At 61.0% G+C, this 24172-nt stretch carries 18 protein-coding genes and 1 pseudogene; 2 read left to right on the plus strand and 17 right to left on the minus strand.

Annotated features, from left to right (window positions below; translation table 11 throughout):
- Window positions 1-70: 70 nt before the first annotated feature.
- From WHJ28_RS07095 to WHJ28_RS07130, 8 genes are all read right to left on the minus strand, one after another.
- Window positions 71-1213, minus strand: a complete 1143-nt coding sequence (locus WHJ28_RS07095; protein ID WP_340041050.1) for an acyl-CoA dehydrogenase family protein — start codon at window positions 1211-1213, stop codon at window positions 71-73.
- Between the two features lie 31 nt (window positions 1214-1244).
- Entirely contained in the window at window positions 1245-2351 is a 1107-nt protein-coding gene (gene acrA, locus WHJ28_RS07100; protein ID WP_340041052.1) for an acryloyl-CoA reductase electron transfer subunit beta, read from the minus strand.
- A 20-nt stretch (window positions 2352-2371) separates the two neighbouring features.
- On the minus strand, window positions 2372-3172 hold the full coding sequence (acrB, locus tag WHJ28_RS07105; RefSeq protein ID WP_340041054.1) for an acryloyl-CoA reductase electron transfer subunit gamma: 801 nt from the start codon (window positions 3170-3172) through the stop codon (window positions 2372-2374).
- A gap of 17 nt (window positions 3173-3189) precedes the next feature.
- On the minus strand, window positions 3190-4380 hold the full coding sequence (locus WHJ28_RS07110; protein WP_340041056.1) for a CaiB/BaiF CoA transferase family protein: 1191 nt from the start codon (window positions 4378-4380) through the stop codon (window positions 3190-3192).
- Between the two features lie 12 nt (window positions 4381-4392).
- Window positions 4393-5559, minus strand: a complete 1167-nt coding sequence (locus WHJ28_RS07115) for a CaiB/BaiF CoA transferase family protein (protein ID WP_340041058.1) — start codon at window positions 5557-5559, stop codon at window positions 4393-4395.
- Window positions 5560-5633: 74 nt separating this feature from the next.
- Window positions 5634-7268 carry a BCCT family transporter gene (locus WHJ28_RS07120; protein ID WP_340041060.1) on the minus strand — a complete coding sequence of 545 codons (1635 nt, stop codon included), beginning with the start codon at window positions 7266-7268 and terminating at the stop codon, window positions 5634-5636.
- A 60-nt stretch (window positions 7269-7328) separates the two neighbouring features.
- Complete coding sequence (locus WHJ28_RS07125) at window positions 7329-8510, minus strand: CaiB/BaiF CoA transferase family protein (RefSeq protein WP_340041062.1); 1182 nt, start codon at window positions 8508-8510, stop codon at window positions 7329-7331.
- Window positions 8511-8581: 71 nt separating this feature from the next.
- A complete protein-coding gene (locus WHJ28_RS07130) occupies window positions 8582-9775 on the minus strand; it encodes a CaiB/BaiF CoA transferase family protein (RefSeq protein WP_340041064.1) in 1194 nt (397 codons plus the stop codon).
- 376 nt (window positions 9776-10151) lie between these two features.
- Here WHJ28_RS07130 and WHJ28_RS07135 point away from each other — a divergent pair, with 376 nt between their 5' ends.
- Both WHJ28_RS07135 and WHJ28_RS07140 read left to right on the plus strand, forming a co-directional pair.
- Window positions 10152-12833 (plus strand): sigma-54 interaction domain-containing protein, encoded by a 2682-nt coding sequence (locus WHJ28_RS07135; RefSeq protein WP_340041066.1) that lies wholly within the window; start codon window positions 10152-10154, stop codon window positions 12831-12833.
- A 72-nt stretch (window positions 12834-12905) separates the two neighbouring features.
- Window positions 12906-13766, plus strand: a complete 861-nt coding sequence (locus WHJ28_RS07140; RefSeq protein ID WP_340041068.1) for a nitroreductase family protein — start codon at window positions 12906-12908, stop codon at window positions 13764-13766.
- Window positions 13767-13865: 99 nt separating this feature from the next.
- On the opposite strand, the gene WHJ28_RS07145 is transcribed toward WHJ28_RS07140, so the two are convergent.
- From WHJ28_RS07145 to WHJ28_RS07185, 9 genes and pseudogenes are all read right to left on the minus strand, one after another.
- Window positions 13866-14711 carry a 3-hydroxybutyryl-CoA dehydrogenase gene (locus WHJ28_RS07145; protein WP_340041070.1) on the minus strand — a complete coding sequence of 282 codons (846 nt, stop codon included), beginning with the start codon at window positions 14709-14711 and terminating at the stop codon, window positions 13866-13868.
- A 623-nt stretch (window positions 14712-15334) separates the two neighbouring features.
- Window positions 15335-16117, minus strand: a pseudogene (locus WHJ28_RS07150) (enoyl-CoA hydratase-related protein).
- 5 nt (window positions 16118-16122) lie between these two features.
- Window positions 16123-17382: an acetyl-CoA C-acetyltransferase gene (locus tag WHJ28_RS07155; RefSeq protein ID WP_340041072.1), complete on the minus strand. Its 1260-nt coding sequence runs from the start codon at window positions 17380-17382 to the stop codon at window positions 16123-16125.
- A 42-nt stretch (window positions 17383-17424) separates the two neighbouring features.
- Complete coding sequence (locus WHJ28_RS07160) at window positions 17425-18408, minus strand: electron transfer flavoprotein subunit alpha/FixB family protein (protein ID WP_340041074.1); 984 nt, start codon at window positions 18406-18408, stop codon at window positions 17425-17427.
- Window positions 18409-18421: 13 nt separating this feature from the next.
- Window positions 18422-19219, minus strand: a complete 798-nt coding sequence (locus tag WHJ28_RS07165) for an electron transfer flavoprotein subunit beta/FixA family protein (protein ID WP_340041076.1) — start codon at window positions 19217-19219, stop codon at window positions 18422-18424.
- Window positions 19220-19237: 18 nt separating this feature from the next.
- Window positions 19238-20281: an MBL fold metallo-hydrolase gene (locus WHJ28_RS07170; protein ID WP_340041078.1), complete on the minus strand. Its 1044-nt coding sequence runs from the start codon at window positions 20279-20281 to the stop codon at window positions 19238-19240.
- A gap of 71 nt (window positions 20282-20352) precedes the next feature.
- Window positions 20353-21495: an acyl-CoA dehydrogenase family protein gene (locus tag WHJ28_RS07175; RefSeq protein WP_340041080.1), complete on the minus strand. Its 1143-nt coding sequence runs from the start codon at window positions 21493-21495 to the stop codon at window positions 20353-20355.
- Window positions 21496-21833: 338 nt separating this feature from the next.
- Window positions 21834-22652, minus strand: a complete 819-nt coding sequence (locus WHJ28_RS07180; RefSeq protein WP_340041307.1) for an epoxyqueuosine reductase — start codon at window positions 22650-22652, stop codon at window positions 21834-21836.
- Window positions 22642-24168, minus strand: coding sequence for a Mur ligase family protein (locus WHJ28_RS07185; protein ID WP_340041082.1), 1527 nt, complete (start codon window positions 24166-24168; stop codon window positions 22642-22644). The genes WHJ28_RS07180 and WHJ28_RS07185 overlap by 11 nt, the downstream gene beginning before the upstream one ends.
- Between the last annotated feature and the right edge of the window lie 4 nt (window positions 24169-24172).

The following is a 24172-nucleotide window of genomic DNA, read 5'->3' on the forward strand; positions in this document are numbered from 1 at the left end:
TTACCTCCCGTTCTAATATACGAGAGAGCACCACGGTGGATCTGTGGTGCTCTCTCTCCCGCAGGAGCAATTACTTCTTCAGTTCCTCACGGGCGATGATATTCTTCTGGATCTCGGAAGTACCCTCGTAGATCGGCACGATACGGGCGTCGCGGTACATACGCTCCAGGGGGTAGTCCCGCATATAGCCGTAGCCGGAGTAGATCTGCAGGGCCTTGTTGGTGACCTCCACAGCCATCTCAGAGGCATAGTACTTGGCGATGGCGGCGATCTCGGTGCAGTTCTCGCCCCGATCCATGGTCATGGCGGCCTCGTAAATCAGCGCACGGGCAGCGGACACCTTGGTAGCCATGTCGGCGATGTACCACTGCAGACCCTGCTGCTTCTCCAGGGGCTTGCCGAACTGAACGCGGACCTTCAGGTAATCCTTGGACAGGCGCAGGGCCTCCTCGGCAATACCCAGAGCCTGGGAGGCCATGCCGATACGGCCGCCGTCCAGGGCCTCCATGAAGATCTTAAAGCCCTTGCCTTCCTTGCCCAGCAGGTTGCTCTTGGGCACGCGGCAGTTCTCGAAGATCAGCTCGGACACGTCGGCGGCCCGGATGCCCATCTTCTCCTCACGCTTGCCGATGATGAAGCCGGGGGTATCCCGGTCCACGATGATGGTGGACATGCCGCTGTAACCCTTGGTGGGATCGGTGACGGCCAGGATGGTGACGAAGTCGCCCTCGCTGGGGCCCATGTTGGAGATGAAGCACTTGGAGCCATTGATGACCCACTCATCGCCGTCCAGCACAGCGGTGGTCTGGACATTGGCGGCGTCGGAGCCGGCGTTGGGCTCGGTGAGGGCAAAGCCGGCGATCCAGCCCTTGGCGGAGCCAGTCAGGTATTTCTCTTTCTGCTCGGGGGTGCCGTACTTGATGATGCCGGTGATGGCCATGGTGTGCACGGCCATCACCTCGGCGGTGCTGGCGCACTGCTTGGCCAGCTCGGTGACCATGAGGGACTTCTCCATCATGCCGAAGCCGGCGCCGCCGTACTCCTTGGGCACGCCGATGCCCATGAAGCCCATCTTGGCGAGCTTCTCCAGAACGGCAGGCTCCATACGCTCATTTTTGTCCATCTCGGCCGCAATGGGGGCCAGTTCTTTATCTGCAAACTCCTTGGCCAGGGACTGGACCATTTTCTGGGTCTTTGTCAGCTGAAAAGCCATGTTTTTTACCTCCTGTATTACTCTGCCCGTCTCAGGCCTCGGCCTTGGCGGCCTTGAAAGATGCGATCATCTCGGGGACCACCTTGAACAGGTCGCCGCAGATGCCGTAGTCGGCCACCTGGAAGATGGGGGCGCTGGAATTCTTGTTCACGGCGATGATGTGCTCGGAATCCTGCATACCGGCCTGGTGCTGAATGGCGCCGGAAATGCCCAGGGCAATGTAGAGGCGGGGGTGAACGGTCTTGCCGGTCTGGCCCACCTGGTGGTCGGCGGTCATCCAGCCGTTGTCCACCACAGGGCGGGAGGAACCAACCACGCCGCCCAGGACCTCAGCCAGCTCCTCGGCCAGCTTGATGCCCTTCTCAATGTTGGAGGAGATGCCGCGGCCCACGGACACCACCACATCAGCGCCGGTCAGGTCCACCAGCTTGCGGGTCTCCTTGACGATCTCGCGGACCCGGGTGTGCAGGTCGGCCTCGCCCAGGGTGACCTGGGGGCGGACGATCTCCACGGCGTTGGCCTTGGCCTCGTCATAGGCGTTCTTCTTCATCACGCCGGGACGGACGGTGGCCATGGCGGGACGGAAGCGGGGGCAGATGATGGTGGCCATCAGGTGGCCGCCGAAGGCGGGACGGGTCATCTTCAGGTCACGGTTGGCCATATCCCAGTTGGTGCCGTCCACGTCCAGAGTGGAGCTCTCACGCAGGAACTCCACATACTTGGCCACATCCACATCCAGGTGGGTGCAGTCGGCGCACAGGCCGGTGTGCAGACGGGCGGCGCAGCGGGGAGCCAGATCGCGGCCGATGTTGGAGGCGCCGAAGAGCATGATCTCAGGCTTGTAGGCCTGGACAGCGTCGGCCACCACCTTGGTGTAGGCGTCGGTGGTGTAGTCCTTCAGCAGAGGAGATTCACACAGGTAGACCTTGTCGGCGCCGTGGCCGCCCAGGTCCTTGGCCAGGTGCTCCACGTTGTCGCCCACCAGCAGGCCGCACAGGTTCACGCCCAGCTCGTCGGCCAGCTTGCGGCCCTCGGAGATCAGCTCGTAGCTGGTGGGCATCATCACGCCCTGGCGCTGCTCGCAGAATACCCATACATCTTTAAAGGCGGCAATCTCCGCACTGTTATAAGTTCCCATGATTCAGGTGCTCCTTTCGATTAGATCACGTGCTTGGCGGCCAGAATACCGGCCAGCTTGTCGGTGGTTTCTTTGCCGCTGCCCTCCAGCATCATGCCGGTGCCCTTCTGGGGAGGCGTAAAGGACTTAAAGATGTTGGTGGGAGAGCCCTTGAGGCCAATGGTGGTCAGATCGATGAGGGGATCGTCCTTCAGAGCCTCGAAGTCCAGGACGGTGAAGGGCTTCTCGTAGCACTCGCTGATGCCCTGCATGGTCATATAGCGGGGATCGTTGAGCTCCTTGATGCAGGTCAGCAGGCAGGGAGTGGTGGTCTCCACCACCATGTAACCGTCCTCCAGCATGCGCTTGCACACCACCAGCTCGCCCTCACGGGTCACGTCGGCCACATAGGAGATCTGGGGCAGGCCCAGCTTCTCGGCGATCTGGGGACCCACCTGAGCGGTGTCGCCATCGATGGCCTGACGGCCGCAGAAGATCACGTCGTCCTTGTCCAGGCCGATCTTCTTGATGGCGGCGGACAGGATCTGAGAGGTGGCGTAGGTGTCGGAACCGCCGAACTCACGGGCGGACACCAGCACAGCCTCGTCGGCACCCATGGCCAGCAGTTCACGGAGCATACCCTCGGCAGGAGGAGGACCCATGGTGACCACGATCACCTTGCAGCCGGTCTCGTCCTTCAGACGCAGAGCGGCCTCCACGGCGTTCATGTCATCGGGGTTGGTGATGGTCTGCATAGAGGCCCGGTTCAGGGTACCATCGGGATTGACCGCCACCTTGCCAGAGGTGTCGGGAACCTGCTTTACACAAACAATGGCTTTCATATTTTGATTTGCACTCCTTACTGTACTGTAGATGTATGTGCACGAACGATCCCGGCCGCTTTCAGCCCGTCCACTTCCGTGCCGGACAGGCCCAGGGCGCTGAGGATCTCGTCGGTATGCTGTCCCAGTCCGGGAGCAGGCATAGCGGTCACGTCCAGGGGGGTGCCGCCCAGCTTCATGGGCGTACCCACCCGGTACAGGCTGCCCAGGACAGGGTCCTGACCGTCCACGATCATCTCGGCCGCCCGGATCTGGGGGTCGTCAATGATCTCGCTGACAGACTTGAGGGCGCCGCCGGCCAGCTTATTGCCGCCCATGGCGGCCACCAGCTCATCCTTCTTCCAGGCGCCGGTGATCTTGCCCATCTCCTCGATCAGCTCATCCAGGTGAGCCAGCCGGGCAGCGTTGTCGGCAAAACGGGGGTCGTCCACCAGCTGTTCGGCGCCCACCAGGGCACAGAACTTCTTCCACTGGCCCTCAGAGCTGATGGCGATGGCGGCATAGCCGTCCTGGGCGGCAAAGGTGCCCAGAGGAGCCACCTCGGTGTCCTGGTTGCCGTTCTTGGCCACGATCTTCCCGTCGATGGAGTAGTTCATGACAAAGAGCTCCAGCATATAGAAGATGCAGTCCAGCACGGATACCTCTATCTTGGTACCCTCGCCGGTGGTCAGCTTGTTGAAGAGGGCCATCACGATGCCGGACAGCAGGGCCACGCCGCTGTAGGAGCCGCCGAAGTCCACGCCGGGCATCATGGGGGGCTCGCCCCGGCGGCCGGTGCGGTCCATCATGCCGCTCATGGCGGTGATGATAAGATCGTCGGCCAGGTGGTCCTTCAGGGGGCCCTGCTCGCCGAAGCCGGTGATGGAAGCATAGATCACGCCGGGATTCAGGCCCTTGGCGGTCTCATAGTCCAGCACGTCAGCGCCGTTGGTCACCACCACGTCGCAGGTGGCTGCCAGCTTGCGCAGCAGCTCCGCGCCCTGGGGGGTATTGTAGTCCAGGCACAGACCCTTCTTGTTGCGGTTGAGTCCGGCAAACAGGGCGCTGGCGCCGTTTTTCAGAGGGCCGCGGGCACGGGCGGGATCGCCGGCGGGAAGCTCTACCTTGATAACCTCCGCGCCGCAGTCGCCCAGATTCATGGTGCAGATAGCGCCGGGAAGGCCGCAGGTCAGGTCCAGCACCTTAATATCGCTCAGTACTTTTTCCATGTCCGCACCTCCTCAGATCACGCCGTCGGCCTGGAACTTGGCCAGTTCTTCCTGGGTGTAGCAGGCGCCCAGGATCTCGTCGTTGTTCTGGCCCAGCAGCGGAGCGGTGGTGAAATTGTCCTCCAGCGCCCCGTTATACTTGATGACCTTGCCCACGGTGAGCACATCGCCCACCCGCTGGTCCACCACGGTGGGCAGCATATTGCGGGCCTTCAGGTGGTCGCTCTCGATGGCCTCCTCCATGGTGTTCACCGGTCCGGCGGGCACGCCGGCGGCTGCGCAGCGGCTGTCAAAATCGGCGCGGGTCACATTGGCCAGGAGGGCCTCCAGCTGGGGCCGCAGGCGCTCCAGATAGGCAGCCCGGCGGCTGTCATTGGTGGGATAGACCTCCGCCCACTCAGGCTTGCCGAACGCCTGGCAGAAGGCGGCCCACTGGCTGTCTTCGGTAACGGCCAGGGCCACCCAGCCGTCGGCGCAGGGCAGGATATCGTAGGGGGCCCAGGCGTCATGGAGATGCCCGGTGCGGGACGCGTTTTCCCCGCAGTTGAGGGCGGCTACCTTCTCTCCCATAACGCTCACCACCGAGTCCAGCATGGAGACCTCCACCCGCTGACCCTTGCCCGTCTTCTTGGCGTGGTAGAGGGCCAACACAATGGCGGTACCCAGATAAGTACAGGACAGATGGTCGCTGACGTAGCAGCCTACCCGGGAGGGTTCGTCGCCGGGATAGCCGGTGGCGTCCATAATGCCGCTCTGGGCCTGGACGGCAATATCGTAAGCGATGTAATCCTTCTGGGGTCCCACGGAGCCATAAGAGGAAAGCTTACCGTACACCAGGGCGGGATTGATCTTGGAGAGTTCCTCAAAGCCCAGGCCCATCTTTTCCATGGTGCCGTTCTTGAAGTTCTCCACCAGTACGTCGGCGTCCTTCACCAGGCGCTTGAGGATCTCCTTGCCCTGGTCGTCCTTCAGGTTCAGGGTAATGCTCTTCTTACCCCGGTCGGTGTAGCAGTGATAGGCGCTGATGCCGTCAATAAAGGGGGGATAGTCCCGGATGGTATCGCCGCTTCCGGGCCGCTCTACCTTAATCACTTCCGCGCCGTAGTCAGAAAATTCCGTGTCAGTAAAGGGGTTGATGGTGGTCAGATCCAAAATACGGATCCCTTTCAATGGCTGCATGAGCTGTCTCCTCCTTTCATGCAGACAGAGACATCGCAGTACGGGGGCGCAAATGTCCCCCGTACTGCCGGTTATTATTTTGTATAGCCGGGGATAAACAGAGCCTTCCAGTCGATCTTGTTCTTCTTGGTGGGTTTGCCCTCCTCGTCAGGCACACCGTTTTCCACATAGTTGTACTTTTCAGGGTTCTTCATCAGCCTGAAGGCGCCGATGATGAGGATGATCTCAATGATCATGCAGACCCAGCCGGACAGGTTGGCCAGAATACGGGCGCCGTCCACGTTGGCCACGGACACCATGATGCTGGTGAGGAAAATGAGCACGCCGCCCAGCACGATCTTAACAAAGGCGCCGGCGATGGGATTCTCCTTGACCTTGTCGCCCTCGTCGCCGGGATGGGTACAGGCCAGGGTACTCATTGCGGTAAGCGAGGAGTCGGTGTAGGTAACAAAGGAGATCACGATCGCAATGAGGTACAGACCGGTCGACACCTGAGGCCAGGGCAGTGTATCAAACAGTTTATAGGGCAGGGTGTTCTGGCCCAGGTTATACATGGCCTCGGTCAGGCTGTGGCCGGTGGCGATATCCTGATAGATGGCGGTGCCGGACAGGAAGGTCATCCACACAATGGAGAAGATCACAGGCCCAAAGAACAGCACCTGGATCACCTCGCGCAGGGTACGGCCGCGGCAGAGGGAACCCATAAACACGGGGGCAAAACAGATGGCGGACATCCACACGGCAAAGTTGTAGTTGATCCAGTCAGGGAAGAAGGTATCGCCGGAGGCAACGCCGGTGGCCAGAGACTGCTGGAAATAAGTATGGATGAACTCGCCGGTGCCCTCGATGCCCAGGTTGAGCACATAGGGCACATTGGTGGTACAGATCAGGAAGATGACCAGAATGAAGTACAGGCGCATATTCAGGTCGGACAGCATCCGGATGCCGGAGAGGATGCCGGAGATGGAGGAAATGATGGCGGGCACCACGAACAGAACGCCGATGGAGATCAGCAGGGTGGTGGTGGTATCCCAGCCCATCAGGTACTTGGCGGCGCCGGACAGGTTGAACATACCCTGAGCCAGAGAGGCGCACATGGCGCACACGTTGACGAACAGCAGCACGGAAGAAATGGCCGTAAACCATCTCTTGCAGCGGTTCTGGCCCAGCACGGGCACCAGGGTGGACACAATGCCGTAGGGCTGCTTCATGTTGAAGTAGACAAAGGCAAAGATAATGGCGGGCAGGGCGTAAATGCCGTAGGGCTGAGCGGTCCACTGCAGGAAAATAGTGGACATGGTCTTTACAATGGCCTGGGGGCTGTTAGGCTCCACGCCCCACATGATGGGGGGCTCGTTCACATGGAGGATGGGCTGCACAATGCCCCAGTACACACAGCCGGTAGCAATGGTGGTGCAAAGGGTAATGGCAAACCAGTTCCACTTGTTCATCATGGGCTTGGCGTCCTTGCCGCCCAGCTTCACTTTACCCAGAGGGGAGAAATAGATGGCCAGAACCGTCAGCACGCACAGCAGGGACACCAAGCTGGCCGTACCGCCCAGATAGGAAATGGATGTCTTCTGGATCCCCATCAGGAAGTTTACAAACTCATCGGGAATGATCACACTGATGGTGGTAATGGCAACCAGCAGAATGAGGGCGGGCCACAGCAGTTTGTGGTTGACCCCTTCGGTGGCTTTTTTCAACATGTACAATCTCTCCTTATCCAATCTTCTGAAATATCCCAACACATACCTGCTGCAGCTTGATCACACCACTCCTTCCCGGTGCATGGCGGCGATCTGCTCGGCGTTGTACCCCAGCTCTTCCAGGATGTGGTCGGTATCCTGACCCAGCAGGGGAGCGCCATTGCGCAGCACAGGGGGAGTCAGGCTCATCTTCATGGGGTTGGCCATGTTCTTGTGGGTACCCAGGCCGGGATCATCGATCTCCCACAGCATCTCACGGGCCATCAACTGCTCGTCATGAACGATCTCGGGCACATTCTGCACGGAGCCTCCGGCCACGTTGGCCACAGTGAAGACCTGGTCCAGCTCGGCCCGGGTCTTATTGGCAAAGAAGGGGGTGATCTCAGCCATCAGGGCATCGTAGTTGGCCAGACGGTCAGCGTTGGTGAAGAAGCGGTCGTCACCGGCCAGGCGGGGCTTGCCGATGGCGTTGCAGAAGCGGGCAAAGTCCTCATCGTCGATGACGGCAATGGTGTACAGACCGTCGGCGCAGGTAAACACATCGTAGGGGGCGAACATGGCGTTACGGGTACCCATGCGGGTCAGGTTCTGGTCCAGCACGGACTTGTAGAGAATGGCGTTCTCCTCGATTCCGAAGAGGGCGTCCAGCATGGCGATGTTCAGGTTCTGGCCCTCGCCGGTCTTGAGCTTGTGCAGGTAAGCCATCAGGATACCGTTGCACAGCAGCAGGCCGGTAAAGCTGTCGCCGATGCCGGGGCCCACGCGGCAGGGGTCGCCGTCGGGATAGCCGGTGATATCCATGATGCCGCACATGGACTGCACCACGTTGTCGTAGGCGGCCAGCTTCTTGAAGGGGCCGGACTGGCCGAAGCCGGACAGGGAGGCAAAGATGATGCCGGGGTTGATCTCCTTCAGCGCGTCATAGTCCAGACCCATCTTGGTCAGAGTACCGCACTTGAAGTTTTCCAGAACGATGTCGGCGTCCTTGGCCAGCTTCTTGATGATGTTCTGACCCTCTTCAGAGGAGATATCCAGAGTCAGGCTCTCCTTGTTGCGGTTGATGGAGGAATAGTAGCCGCTGTAGTTATTGCGGAAAGGGGTCCACTCACGGGACTGGTCTCCCACGCCCGCACGCTCGATCTTGATGACCCGCGCGCCGAAATCAGCCAGCTGCATGGCGCAGAAGGGGCCGCTGTACGCCTGGGTAAAATCAATGACGGTAACGCCTTCCAGAATTTTCATATTCTTGCCGAATCCTTTCTTCAGCACCTCTGTCAAAGCAGAGCTGCGCGATTATTTTTCAATGTGTCTGATCAGGCTTCGCAGATCACGCCGTCTGCCTTCAGCTGCTGGAGCTTGGCCTCGTCATAGCCCAGTCCGCTGAGCACCGCGTGGGTATCGCCGCCCACCAGGGGAGCGCCCTTCTCGATGGTGCCGGGGGTCTTCATCAGCTTGACCGTGGTGCCGGGGATGGTCACCTTGCCGGCACCGGCGTCCTCCACCTCCACCAGCATCTCGCGCACCTTGATGTGCTCGCTGGCCATGGCGTCGGGCACGGTATAAACGGCGGCGCAGGGCAGCTTGGCCTCCCGCAGGGTGGCCTCCATCTCGAACTTCTCCCGCTGAGAAGTAACGGCCTCCAGCTCAGCCTTCAGGCCGCACTCATAGTGGTCGCCGCGGGACTCATTGGTCATATACAGCTCGTTTTCCGCCAGATCGGTCATGCCCAGGGCACAGCAGAACTTCTGCCACTGGTTATCGGTGGAGATACCCACGGACAGGAACCCGTCCTTGGCCTTCAGAGTATCGTAGGGAGAGATGGAAGGATAGGAGTTGCCGGTACGGGGCAGCACCTTGCCGTTGATGTTGTACACCCAGGGGCCGGTCTCCATCATGGCAAACAGGCAGTCCAGCTCGGACAGGTCGATCATCTGACCCTGGCCGGTCTTATACTTGTGAATGAGGGCCAGGTTGATGCTGGTGGCCAGATAGGCGGCGCTGATGTGGTTGGCCACGCGGCAGCCCACGGGGGTGGCCGGGCCGTCGGCAAAGCCGGTGCGGTCCATGTAGCCGCCGATGGCCTGGATGGTCAGGTCGTCCGCCTTCTTGTTCTTGCGGGGACCGGTCAGCCCGAAGGGAGAGAGGGCGGCATAGATCAGGTCGGGCTTGATCTCCTTCAGCGACTCATAGTCCAGGCCGTACTTCTCCATCTCGCCCACAGGCAGGTTTTCGCAGACCACATCGGCGCTCTTCACCAGGTCCAGGATGACCTGCTTGCCGGCCTCCGTGGTGTAGTCCACACAGACGCCCTCCTTGCCACGGTTCATGTAAGTAAAATAGACGCTGTGGCCATTTTGCATGGGGGCCCACTCACGGGCAGGATCGGGGCGGTCCGCCCGCTCCACTTTGATCACCTTGGCGCCAAAGTCCGCCAGGATCATAGTAGCCACACTGCCTGCGTGCCGCTGCGTAAAATCAATGATTGTCACGCCATCCAATGCCTTCATAGTCATTTCCTTTCTTGATCTCTCTAAATATTTTTGTGCGTGCGGTCGTCTCGGCCCAATACATCTAGCATCCGGCGTGCCAAATATCTCTGGTTAATCTGATTTTGTTAAAAAAATATCATTTGTCCCCAAATTGCAAAATATCCACTCTTGTTTCTTCTTTTTTCAACCCGCCTCACAGGGGGATTTTCCCAAAAAGTGAATCATTTTTAAAAACGCCGTCGCCCTGTATTTTCATAAATGGTTCACTCCTTTTATTTCATCCCATTTTTTATATTTTTATCCTGTTTTTTAGCTTGAAAACCAGATAAACATATGATATTCTAACAAAAAATGCTGGTGGTCGTCTCGTCTTTTTCCACAAAGGAGCAGCGCTATGATTAACCGCAATATTTTCCTTCATATGCCTCAGGAAATGCTCTCCGCCATTCTGGAGCAGCTTCCCAACCCCGTCTACGCCATACAGGACGACTATACGGTCCTGTATGCCAACCGGGAGGCCCAGACGGTGCTGAACGTACATCCCGGCACCCGGTTGACCGATGAGGACGGGGTCTTGATGGCTCCGGGCTGGGAGCGGGGAGAACTGCTCTCCCAGGAGACGGGAATCCAGGATATCTATCGCGTCACCATTGGTGGGATCCGATACCTGTGCTTCCAGAAGTACATCTCAGAGGATATGGACAAATCCATCTTTTCCGTGGTGAGCGTCCAGCGGGAGGAGCAGGCCTACGACCTCTATTTTGACTGCAAGCGCGATTCCGGTCTCAATTCCGGAGAGCGGCGTTTTCTCTCCTGCTCCGCCCAGATGGAGCCTGTGCTCCGCAGCTGTGAGCGCTGCGCGCCCAGCGATCTGCCCATGCTCCTGCTGGGAGAATCCGGCTCGGGCAAGACCATGCTGGCTGAATATGTGCACCGTCTCAGCAACCGGCGCAGCGGCCCCTTCCTTGTTGTAAACTGCGCCGCCATCGCCAAGGATCTGTTGGAGTCGGAGCTTTTTGGCTATGCGCCCTACGCCTTTACCAACGCCTCTCCCAAGGGGAAAAAGGGCCTCTTTGAGCTGGCCAACGGCGGTACCCTCCTCTTGGACGAGATCGGAGATATGCCTCTGGAGCTGCAGGCCAAAATCCTTACCGCGGTGGAAAACCAGACCATTCTCCCCGTGGGCGGTCAGGAGTATCGTCCCATAGACGTACGCATTCTGGCCGCCACCAATAAGGATCTGACCGAACTGGTACGGCAGGGAGCGTTCCGGGAGGACCTGCTGTGGCGGCTGAATACGGTGGAAGTCCGCATTCCCCCTCTGCGGGAGCGCCCCAACGATGTGCTCTATATGGCCAACCATTTCCGCAATGCGTACAACGAACACAACGGTACCGACCTGCGCTTCACGCCGGAGCTCCAGCAATTTCTGCGGGAGTACGACTGGCCGGGCAATGTGCGCCAGCTGAAAAATACGGTGGAGAAAATGCTCTTTATGGCCCGGGATATGCAAATTCCCCTCTCCGCCGCCAGAGGGCTTTTCGGCAGCCGCGGCACCCAGTCCTCCACCGCAACCTACGCTCAGCGCATTGAGGAGCGGGAGCGCCGGTTTATCCAGACCCAGTACCGCCGGTACCCCTCCACCCGCAAGCTGGCCGCCGCTCTTCAGGTGAGCCAGAGCACCGCTACCCGTCTGATCCGCAAGTACATTACCCCGCCGGAGGGCCACAATACCCTTTCGGCCATTACAGAGCACATCCGGCAGGAAAATGCCGCCGGTCGCCTGACGCAGCAGCAGTTCTTCATGATCCTGGACGTGATCCCCAACCGGATCTGTGTTGTGGACCAGGACCTGGTGTGCATCGCAAAGCGCTACCAGGGCGAATCGGACGACAGTTCCGCCTCCCCCGACACCTTCCTGACCACCGCCATGTACCGGGCCGGATATAAAATGGCGGGCATCAAGGGCAGCCCCATTGTTCTGGAGTACCTGACCACCTCGGGCAAGCAGCGCCAGACCATGATCGCGCCCATCAACGATATCGTGGGCAAAGGGCTCTTCTACGTCAGCGCCACACAGATCCATTTCAGCCAGGAGACCATTCAGCGACGTATGGAGATCTGCCGCAAGAAGCGCCGCATCCATGTGGGCAGCAAGGACTTTGTATTCTTCGGCGTATCCCCCGAGATGAATCTGTTCCTCCAGGATGCTGTGCGGTCCGGCTGGCAGGACTTGTCGGTCCTGATCCGCGGAGAATCCGGCACAGGAAAAAGCGTGTTTGCCCGCTATATCCATGAGGTGGGCAGCCGCCGGGACGGGCCCTTTGTCTCCATCAACTGCGCCAGCATTCCCCAGAATCTGATCGAGTCCGAGCTGTTCGGCTACGAGAAGGGCGCCTTTACCGGCGCGGGACCCCAGGGCCGCAAGGGCCTGTTTGAAATGGCCAACGGCGGCACCCTCTTCCTGGACGAGATCGGCGACCTGCCCCTCAGCGCCCAGGCCAAATTCCTGGACGTGATCGAAAACAAGCGTTTTATCCCAGTGGGCGGCAGCAAGGTGGTCAACGCCGACGTGCGTATCATCTGCGCCACCAACCAGGACCTGCAGCAGCTGATCCAGCAAAAGAAGTTCCGGGAGGATCTTTACTGGCGCATCAACGTCATTGAGCTTCAGATCCCCTCCCTCCGCAACCGGGATGATGACATCGAGCGCTACGCGGAATTCTTCCTGGAGCAGTCCATTGACCGTTACGGCGCCAAAAAGCGCTTCTCCCCCGATGTGATGAGCCTGTTCCTGCTTTACAGCTGGCCGGGCAACCTGCGCCAGCTGGCCAATGTGGTGGAGCGCAGCTATATCATGTCCGAGGGCAGCGTGATTCTGCCGGAGGATCTGCCTGCCGAATTCCAGAATACCCAGGACACCTCTGCCGCCCTACAGTTCAGCGAGATGCAGCGGCGCTGGGACAACGAGATCATCTCCGACGCCCTCAGCCGCTACGGCACTGCTCAGGAGGCGGCGGCCGCCCTCTCCGTCAGCAATGCCACTGTGTCCCGCAAGCGGGCCAATCTGTCCTGAATGATTCCCCCTCGACTCCTTGCGAGCCGAGGGGGAAGGCATATTTATTACATAGAGAAAGGAACGATATCCATGCGTTTGACCGCAGAACAGGCTTGTTTGAAAGTGGATTATGATAAATGTACCAAATGTGGTCTGTGTACCAAGATCTGCTGGACCCACGCCATGGTCAAGGATCAGGAGGGCCGTCCGGTCATGAGCCAGACCGATCCCAGCGACAGCTGGCACAGCTGCTGGGCCTGCCAGAGATGTATGGCCGTCTGCCCCACCGGCGCCCTGAGCATCTGCGGCAAGGACCCTGCCCACAGCGTGCTTACCGCCCACCGTCCCTCTCCCCAGGCCGTGGAGACCCTCATGCTCACCCGCCGCACCTGCCGGAACTACAAGGACGAGGACGTAGACCCCGCCACTCTGGCCCACATTCTGAAAATCGTAGGCAACGCGCCCAGCGGCGGCTGCCACCAGCAGGTGGAGTTCACCACCTTCCCGGATAAGGAGGCCTTCGCCCGGTTCAAGACCTATTTCTGGCAGCGGGTGCAGGAAAATGCCGAGCAGGGCATTTTTCCGGAGGGCTTTAACGCCAAGGACTTCGCACTGGTCAAAAAAGGCATGGACCACGGCAAGGACGTGATCTTCCGCGGGGCCCCCAACCTGCTGCTGATCCACGCCGCCATGGACCGGGGCGACTGGGTGGTGGACACCGGGATCGCCATGAGCTATGCCGAACTGCTCTTTAACGCCTATGGTCTGGGTACCGTTGTGGCCTCCTTCGCGGGAGCCGCCCTGAAGAAGCTGCCCGATGTGCGGGCCAGACTGGGCATCCCGGAGCATCACTTCCTCCAGTGCCCGCTGATCTTCGGCGTCCCCGCCATCACCTTCCCCCGGGGCGTGCAGCGCTTCGACCATCTCAAAGTACACACCGTGGATTTTTGATCCTTCTGCTTTTACAAAAACAGAACGGCCCCGCCTGGATCCAGGCGGGGCCGTTCTGCTGTAAAGGGGAGAAAGGGGAATTAGGAAGTCACCTCAAACTTAATACCGGAAAAAGCCGATGCCGGTCTTGCGGCCCAGCTTGCCGGCGCGCACCATCTTCCGCAGCAGCAGAGAGGCGCGGTACTTGGGATCGTGAGTCTCGTTGTACAGGGTGTCCATGATGGCCAGGCACACGTCCAGGCCGATCAGATCGCCCAGAGCCAGGGGGCCCATGGGATGGTTGCAGCCCAGCTTCATGGCGGTGTCAATGCCCTCGGCGGTAGCCACGCCGGTGTACAGCAGATCGATGCCCTCGTTGATCATGGGGATCAGGATCTTGTTGACCACGAAGCCGGGGGCCTCGTTCACCTCAACAGGCTCCTTACCGATGGCCACGGAGATGTCGTGCACGGCCTGATAGGTCTCATCGGAGGTGTGGGCACCCCGGATGACCTCCACCAGCTTCATCACGGTGGCGGGGTTAAAGAAGTGCATACCGATGAACTTGTCGGGGCGCTTGGTAGCGGCGGCAATGGCGGTGATGGAGATGGAAGAGGTATTGGAGGCCAGAATGGTCTCAGGCTTGCAGATGCTGTCCAGCTCGGCAAAGATGCTCTTCTTAATGTCCAGGTTCTCCACAGCGGCTTCCACCACCAGGTCGGCGTCGGCGGCCAGGCCCATATCGGTGGTAAAGGTCATGTGGCTCAGCAGCTCGGCCTTGCCGGCCTCGTCCATCTTGCCCTTGGACACCAGCTTGTCCAGGCCCTTGTTCAGGCGGGCCTCGGAGGCCTTAATAATGTCGTCGCTGATATCACGCACCACAACGTCAAAGTTCTTCTTGGCAAAGGCCTGAGCAATGTCCAGGCCCATGGTGCCGCTGCCGATTACAACAATTTTGGCGCTCATAATAAACCCTCCAAACGGATGATTGAACTGATATCTGAGCCGGAGAGGGCCTCTGTGCTGTGCTGCCCGCCATGCCCAGAGGTGCTCTCCGGTCTCGTCCTGCGGCCGGTGATCCGTCCGCTGCTGAACCGCGGCTGGGACCCGGCAGCAGGGGCCGGGTAAGTACTCACTTCCGGTCAGCTTACTTGTTCTGGAAATGCTTCTCAGCGCGCTTCTCCAGGAAAGCGCCCATGCCATCCCCCCACCCGGTGCTGCGCACCGCGCGGGGACCCCATGATCTCACTCAAATCGCCGGAAGTGAATTCCGTCGATTTCAAGGTTTTGGCCACAGGCCAAAACGCTTGACGGCGCAAGCGCCGGGGACTCAGCCATGGGCCGGGTAAGTACTCACTTCCGGATAGCCTACTTATTCTGGAAGTGCTTCTCAGCGCGCTTCTCCAGGAAAGCGCCCATGCCATCCCCCCACCCGGTGCTGCGCACCGCGCGGGGACCCCATGATCTCACTCAAATCGCCGGAAGTGAATTCCGTCGATTTCAAGGTTTTGGCCACAGGCCAAAACGCTTGACGGCGCAAGCGCCGGGGACTCAGCCATGGGCCGGGTAAGTACTCACTTCCGGTCAGCTTACTTGTTCTGGAAGTGCTTCTCAGCGCGCTTCTCCAGGAAAGCGCCCATGCCTTCGTCCTTGTCGGCGGTGCCGCAGCAGACGCCGAAAGCCTCGGCCTCGAAGGCGGAGCCGGTGGCGATGTCGGTCTGCATACCCATGCGGATGCAGCGCTTGGACTCCTGCACGGCGATCTGAGCGTTGGCGCAGATGGCGTTGGCCAGCTCCATGGCCTTATCCATCAGCTCCTCGGCGGGATAGACCTCGCTGACCAGGCCGATGGCCTTGGCCTCGTCGGCCTTGATGACCTTGGCGGTCAGGATCAGCTCCATGGCCTTGGAGATGCCCACGATGCGGGGCAGCCGCTAAGTACCGGCAAAGCCAGGGGTGATACCCAGGCCCACCTCGGGCTGACCAAACTTGGCCTTCTCACTGGCCAGACGGATATCGCAGGCCATGCTCAGCTCACAGCCGCCGCCCAGAGCAAAACCGTTGATGGCGGCAATGACCGGCTTGGCCATATTCTCCAGCTTCAGGAACACACCGCCGCCGTGCACGCCGAACTTCTTGCCGTCGATGGAAGAGAAGTTCTTCATCTCGCCGATATCAGCGCCCGCCACAAAGGAACGGCCCGCGCCGGTGAGGATCATCACATAGATCTCGTCGTCGGCAGCCACCTGATCGATGACCGCGTCCAGATCGCTCAGAACCTGGCTGTTCAGCGCGTTCAGCGCCTCCTGCCGGTCAATGGTCACCACGCCAACGTGGCCCTGCTTTTCCAGCTTCACAAAACTCATGTCCACAGCCCTCAGCACTTCTCAAACACGGAGGCCACGCCCATGCCGCCGCCGATGCACAGGGTGGCCAGGCCCCGCTTGGCCTCGGGCCGCTTGAGCATCTCATGCAGCAGGGTAACGATAATGCGGGCGCCGGAAGCGCCTACGGGGTGACCCAGGGCAATGGCGCCGCCGTTGACGTTGACTTTCTCCATGTCGAAGCCCAGCTCACGGGCCACGGCGATGGACTGAGCGGCAAAGGCCTCGTTGGCCTCCACCAAGTCGATGTCCTCGATGGTCAGCCCGGCCTTGGCCAGGGCCTGACGGGAGGCGGGCACAGGGCCCACGCCCATGATCTTGGGGTCCACGCCCCCCTGGCCCCAGCCGATCAGCTTGGCCATGGGCTTCAGGCCGTACTTCTCCACGGCCTCGCCGGAGGCCAGCACGATGGCGGCGGCGCCGTCGTTGATACCGGAGGAGCTGGCGGCGGTGACCCGCTGGACGTGCTTGCGGGCATCGTCCCCATGGACCTGGGCGGGCTCAAAAGTATGGATGATCTCGTCCTCCACGCCCTCGGGACCGGCGGGGAAAGCCCCCTTCAGCTTGGAGATGCCCTCCACGGTGACCCCGGCCTTGGGGAACTCGTCCACCTTGAACTCCACCATTTCCTTCTTCTTTTTCACCATGACGGGCACGATTTCAGCCGCAAACTTACCGGCGGCCTGGGCAGCCTCGGTCTTCTGCTGGGAGGCGGCGGCAAAGGCGTCCATCTCCTCACGGGTAATGCCCCACACGTCAGCCACATTCTCAGCGGTGGTGCCCATGTGGTAGTTGTTGTAGGCATCCCACAGGCCATCCTTGATCATGGTGTCCACCACCTTCTTGTCGCCCATACGGGCGCCCCAGCGCTCGGCGGGCAGAGCGTAGGGAGCGGCGGACATATTCTCGGTACCGCCGCACACAATGATGTCGGCGTCACCGGCCAGGATGGTGCGGGCTGCCTCAATCATGGACTTCATGCCGGAGCCGCACACCATGCCCACAGTGTAAGCGGTAACAGAGTAAGGGATGCCGGCCTTTACGGCCACCTGGCGGGCCACGTTCTGGCCCTGGGCGGCAGTGAGCACGTTGCCGAACATGACCTCGTCCACCTGCTCGGGCTTTACACCGGCCCGGTGCAGGGCCTCCTTCACCACGATGGCGCCCAGCTCCACGGAAGAGGTGTTGGTGAGAGAGCCGCCGAAGGAACCCATGGCAGTACGGCAGCAGTTAACCACATACAATTCTTTCATAATGATCCTCCTGACAATTCTTATCATCCCGCGCAAATGCGCTCATCGGTTTTTCCATGCTTCCACAAAGGGCGGAAGGACCTGGTAGAGATCGCCCTCCACTCCATAGTCGGCCACCTGAAAAATAGGGGCTCTGGGGTCTTTGTTGATGGCCACGATCACATCCGACCCGCTCATCCCGGCCAGATGCTGCATGGCCCCTGAGATACCGCAGGCGATGTACAGCCGTGGGGCCACGGTCTTTCCGGTCTGTCCCACCTGGTGGGCATGGGAGATCCATCCCAGGTCCACCGCCGCACGGGAGGCCGCCACCTGGGCCCCCAATATTTTAGCCGCCTCACGGAGCAGGTCAAAGCCTTTGGGACCGCCCAGTCCCCGCCCACCGGCAAGGATGATCTCAGCCCCCTCCAGATCCACTTTATCCTGTACTGCGGCTCTGATCTGATGGGCGACACGCAGCGGAGAGGGCGGCACATGGATGGTTTCCCGCACCACAGTGGGAGGGGGGGCTTCAAAAAAAGCGGCCGCACGGCGGAAGGCTCCGGGACGCACAGTCCCGATCTGGGGCAGGCCGGGACCGCAGATCTGAGTCACCATCTGCTTGCCGCCCAGCACCGGCCGGGTGAAGAGAACGCTGCCGGTATCGGCTGCCTCCAGCGCCACCGCATCCTGAGCCAGGCCCACTTTCAGGGCCGCGGCCACCGCCGCGGCCAGCTCCCGCCCGGTCTGATCGGCGGAAAACAGGATCACCGCGGGCCGGTGACGCTCCACCAGAATACCCAGGGCGGCGGCATATACGTCCGTCTGATAGACCGCGTATTCTTCCCCCTCCACCGCCACGATCTTATCCACGCCGGACCCGACGGCGGCTCCAAGCAACTCGTCCACCGCCCCGCCTATGGCTACCGCGGTCAGGCTCCCGCCCAGCCACTGGGCCAGCGTTCTCCCCGGAGTGACCAGTTCCAGCCCGGTACAGGACCCGTCAACGTCTTCCAGCCAGATCCAGACATCCTGCTTTCCTTCCATGTTGCCCACCTCCTCAAAGTACCCTGGCCCGCTCCAGCCCATGCAGCAGCTCCAGTGCCGCCGCCTCGCCGGAAGATGCGCTGATCCGCACGGCATCCGCCTTCGCGGTGGGCGCAAAGCGCTTTATGGTATGCACCCGTGCCCCCGCCCGGCCAACGGCGGTCAGATCCACAGCGGACAGGTCTTTTTTGTGGAGCACGGGCACTTCCATCTCCACAGCCATCATATTGCGTAAAATCGTTGGATAGCGCAGGGGGTGGTCAGACCGGGTCACCAGCGCCACACTGCCCCAGGGCGCCTCCACCGTCTGGACGCCCCGACCGGTCTCCCGTTCCAGGCGGAAACCGCCGTCGGCAGGGATAGCCGCAAGCACACCGCCCACCGCGGGGCGTCTCAGCGCCTCAGCCAGAGAGGGGCCGGTAAGTCCGCTGCCCATATCGGCCGACTGCTGTCCGCAGAGGATCAGGTCAAAGGTCCGCCCCCGGCGGCGTTCCAGCTCCTCAGCCGCCGCCGCCAGGATCATGCCTTTGGCCACCGGGTCGGAGCCTTCAAAGTCCGGGTCCCGGACCAGCATGACCTCCTCCCCCGCCACGGAATACCCGCTGCGCAGCGCCTCCTCTCCATCCAGAGAGAGCAGGGTGATGGAGCAGTTGGAGCAGCCGTCCTGTATCCGCGCGGCAGCCTCCAGAGCGTACCCGTCCAGCGTGCTGATGACCTGCTCCACATGGTCGGGAAAGGCCACCCCCACCTCCGGGTCCGGCACCCCCGCCGCCAGATCAGGTACTTGCTTGAGACAGACCAACAGATCCATATCCGATCCACGCCCCATTCACTTTGGGCTCACGCGGCCCTCAAAATAGGCCCGGATGGCGGCGGCGATGTCCACCGGCTGGCCGGGCAGGTAGGCGGATACGCCCGCTCGCTCCTCTCTGCGGAGGGCCCCCAGCTCGGTCAGACAGGCCAGATGGGTCATGGCCTCGCCTACGGCAAACCACTTCTGTCCCGAGGGGAAGTCCTCCCAGCCCTTGGCCCGGATGGACCAGGTCATTCGCTTGGCCACCTCATAGCCGCTGATGCCAGGCTGGTCCGTCACAATACCCACCACTTCCTCCAGGCGGACCTGGTGGTGGCGGAGCAGGCTTTCGATCCGCCCCTGCAGATCCGTGTTGGTGGCCCGGTGGCCGGGCAGGCAGAGGTCCACCTTCAGCTTGGCGATCTTACCCAGGCTGACAAAGTAGGTGGCCAGCGGGTTTTGCAGCTCCTCCCAGATGGAGATGTTGGGGGTGATGTCAAAGAGGACGTGGTCGCCGGTGAAGAGTACCCCCTTCTCCTCCCAGAAGAGGCAGGTATGGCCGGGGGTATGTCCAGGGGTGAAGATTCCCTTCAGCCGGATACCCCCCACCTGGATCTCCCCGCCGTCCTCCACCGGAATGGCCTCCAGAACACAGTCCGGCCGGTATTTCCGGCCCGGATTGTTCTCCTTGACCACGGCCAGCTCCTCAGGCGGGAAACCCTCGTTCAGAAAGCGCAGCGCCTGATTCCCCCAGCCGTCGGGGTGGGTCAGGAACCGGTTCATCCCCGCGTTGTCTACGGGATTCATGTAGATCCGGCTGTTTCTGCCCGATACCTGGCTGGCCAGGCCCACATGGTCGGAGTGCAGATGGGTGAGAAAGAGGTCGGTGCGCTCCATGTCCAGCCCCAGCTCACGGATGCCTCCCTGAAGCGCCTCCAGGCACTCCGGCCGATTAAAGCCGGTGTCGATGAGCAGATTTCTGCCTTCTCCGCAGATGACGTAGCTGTTCAGTTCCCGCAGGGGGTTCTGAGGCAGCGTTACTCCAATGCGATAGACCCCGTCGCGGATCTGTTCTACCATGTTCCTTTCGCTCCTTTTGCACCGGCCAATGCCCAACACCGGCCGGTGTTGGGCATTGGCCACCATTGTTTTTACTTAAACAGCTTGCCGGAGAGGATCAGCTTCTGGATCTCGTTGCTGCCCTCATAGATCTGGGTGATCTTGGCGTCGCGCATCATGCGCTCCACATGGTACTCCTTCATGAAGCCGTTGCCGCCCAGCATCTGGACCGCCTCGGTGGTGACGTGCATGGCGGCGTCGGTGCACACCAGCTTGGCCTTGGCGGCGGACTCGGTGTAGGGGCGGCCCTCCTGCTTATCCAGGGCGGCCTTGTAGAGCATATACTTGGCCTGCTCGATCTGCACCTGCATATCCACCATGCGGAAGGCCAGGTTCTGCTGCTTGGCAATGGGCTTGCCGAACTGCTCCCGCTCCATCATGTACTTGCGGGCGATCTCAAAGGCGCCCTCGGCAATACCCAGGCCCTGGGCTGCCACACCGATGCGGCCGCCGTCCAGGGACTTCATGGCCAGCGCGAAGCCCTTGCCGGGCTCAGCCACCATGTTGTACTCGGGCACGCGGCAGTTGTCGAAATACAGTTCGCACACGGCGGCGCTGCGGATACCCATGGTGTTGTGGCGCTTGCCCTGCTCAAAGCCCGGGGTGCCCTTGGGCACCATGAAGCAGGCCATGCCCTTGGTGCCGGGTGCCACATCGGTGGTGGTGAACACCACAAAGTAGTCGGACACAGGGCCGTTGGTGATGAAGCACTTGGAGCCGTTGATGACCCACTCGTCGCCGTCCTTCACGGCAATGGTCTTGCACCCGGCGGCGTCGGAGCCGGCGTTGGGCTCGGTGAGGGCAAAAGAACCCAAGGCCTTACCGGAGGCCACGGGACGGATGAACTCCGCCTTCTTCTCGGCGGGCAGGTCGGAATTCATGATCACGCCGCAGAACAGAGAAGTGGACACGGAGTAGGTGATGCCCATGGAGGCGTCCACCTTGGAGATCTCCTCCAGAGAGACGATGTAGGACAGATAGTCGCCGCCCTGGCCGCCCATCTCCACAGGATAGGGAATGCCGATCAGGCCCATACGGCCCATCTCGTCATACAGGTCCCGGGGAAACTCAGCGGTGGCGTCCCGGGTCAGGATATCCTTGGCCAGGGTGTTCTCAGCAAAATCACGGGCGATCTTCTGGGCGTTCAGCTGGTTCTGAGTCAGTTCAAAGTTCATGGATACTCTCCCTTTCTTTATCGTAATATTGCCGAAGTACGCATTGACTCTCGCTGTATAACAGTTTAGCAAAGCGTGTGCCACATTCTCCCTCCACAGTACTTCTTTACGATATTTCGGCTTACGGGTTGAGATATCCCCCATATATCCCTCTGTTTTTTACTGCTTATTTCCTTTTTTAGCTGATTTGGATATGGCACGAATCCCCTTTAGGGCACCGACAATGAACCAAAACTCGCTCTGCTGTTTCCAAAGTTGATTCACCCGTCCCGTAGTTTCACCTTTATGACCACACGCACCACGGAAATGAGGCTCTGCCCCCATTGGTGGGCAGAGCCTCATTTCCACTCCAGATTGCGCCGCAGGGGGGCGGGCCCCCGCCAGGCAAAGGCCCGGTCGCCGTACTTCTCCCGGAAGGTCCGGTTGGTGAGTCCCTCCAGGTCGGCCCGGTCCAGGGTATCCACCAGTCCCTCTCGAAACTCAGGCAGAGGGGATAGGGCGGGATGGGCGTTGTAAGGGCACACCCGCTGGCAGGTATCGCACCCCCAGATCAGGGAGTGGGCCTTCACCAGAGCCTCCTCTTCCCCGGTCAGCTCCCCTTTCTTCTGGGTCAGTTCGGACAGACAGCGGGACAGGTCCACCCCATTCTCCCCCAGAGCGCCGCCGGGGCAGGCGCTCAGACACTTGCCGCAGCCCACACAGTTGGCGGACGGAGTGCGGGGCGGCAGGTCCAACTCCACGTCGGTAAGGATGGTGCCCAGGAACACATAGCTGCCGTAGGGGGGCAAAATCATCAGACCGTTTTTCCCTCGCAGGCCGATGCCGCACCGCCAGGCCGCCTGCCGTTCCGGCAGAGGGGAGTTGTCGGCGGCAGGCAAAAACGCCCTATTTTCGTATTTATCTCGCAAAATATCACAGATCGTATTCAGCTTTTCGGTGACGGCCTGATGATAATCCCGCCCCCGGGCGTAGAGGGACAGGTTTCCGGGCCGGTCCCCGGCGTAGTAGGGGAAGGCGGCCACCAGCACGGTGCGGGGATTGGGGCACAGCTGTTCTGCCTTTGCGATGGCCTCGGGGGTCATGTCCTCCGCCAGTTCTGAAAACGGCAAGCCGCCCCAGGCGGCGGCGCCTGCGGCGGCAAAAGCCTTATTCAGCATGGTCACGATCGTACTTGTCCAGGGCCTGCCGGGCCAGCACCCCGTCGGGGATGCAGGGCTCGGGGCCGTTCTTCCGCTTCTGGAAGATCTCGCAGCCCTTGCCCGCCAGCAGCACCACGGCGGGGCGCTGGGCCTCCAGGATGGCGGTCTCCACCGCCCGCTCCCGGTTAGGAATGACGGTGTAGTCCTTGTTCCATCGCTTGAGGAACACGCCGATGTCGGCACAGATGTCCTCCACCTCCTCGGGGCCGGGATCGTCCTCGGTGAGGATGACCCGGTGGGCCCACTCACCGGCGGCATTGCCCATGCCCTCCCGGCGGTCGATGCCCTTGCCGCCGGTGCAGCCGAAAAGCACCGTCAGCTGCCGGTCGGGATACTCCGTCCGGACGGACCGCAGGGCGTTCTGCAAGCTCATGCCGTTGTGGGAGTAGTCCACAATGACGGAGATCTGGTTGTCGGCGCTGACATAGTGCTCCATACGGCCGGGGACGAAAGCATTCACCAGACCCTCTTCCACCGTCTTTTGGGGGATGCCGTAGGCCTCGGCCACCGCCACAGCGGCCAGAGCGTTCTCCACGTTGAACAGGCCGGGGGTGGAGATGGCCAGCTCTCCCTCGTACCGGGGGGTACGGACGTGAAAGGCGATCTGGTTCCCCTCCTTGCGGACGTTGGTGCCGTATACCGCGGCGGCGGGGTCCTTCTGGGAGAAGGTAATGACCTTCTCACACCGGGCGGCGGCCTGGGCCACCTCAGGGGCGTGATCGCAGTCCATGGAAATACAGGCAGTTTTCGCCTGCCGGAAAATCAACAGTTTGGATTGGAGATAGTCCTCCAGATCGGGGTGCTCCACCGGGGAGATGTGGTCCTCGCCGATGTTGAGGAATACGGCGCAGGACAGGTCCACTCCGATGACCCGGCCATACTTCAGGGCCTGGGAGGATACCTCCATGGTGAGGTAGTCCGCCCCGGCGGTGACTGCATTGGACAGGTGTCGCTGCAGGTCCAGGGGCTCCGGGGTGGTCAGCTTGGCGGTTTTGCGCTCCAGGCCGTCGTCGGTGACGATAGTGGAGAGCAAGGCGCTCTCCCGGTGGCCCTGGGCAGCCAGCCAGGTGTCCACGATGGACTTGATATAGTAGGCCGTGGTAGTCTTGCCCTTGGTGCCGGTGATGCCGGTGATGGTCAGCTTGCCGGAGGGGTGGCCGTAGGCCAGATCGGCCAGCAGGCCCATGGCCTGCCGGATGTCGGTGACCCGCAGGCAGGGCAGGGGCACGTCGGGATAGGGGATCTCGCTGACATACACGAAGGCACCCTTGTCCATGGCCTGGCGCAGGTAGTCCTCCTTGAACTTGGCCCCCTTGCAGAGGAAGAGGGTATGGGGAATCACCACCTGGGAGTCGCAGGACACCAGGGCCACCGGGGCAGTCAGGTCGGCGTGAACCGGCCCCTTGTCGGCCAGCAGGTCATGGCGCAGCAGCAGCTGCACATAGTCGCCCAGAGGGCGGCGGAAATCGGTCATAGTC

This window comes from Flavonifractor porci (assembly GCF_037572415.1).
Taxonomy (GTDB): Bacteria; Bacillota; Clostridia; order Oscillospirales; family Oscillospiraceae; genus Flavonifractor; species Flavonifractor porci.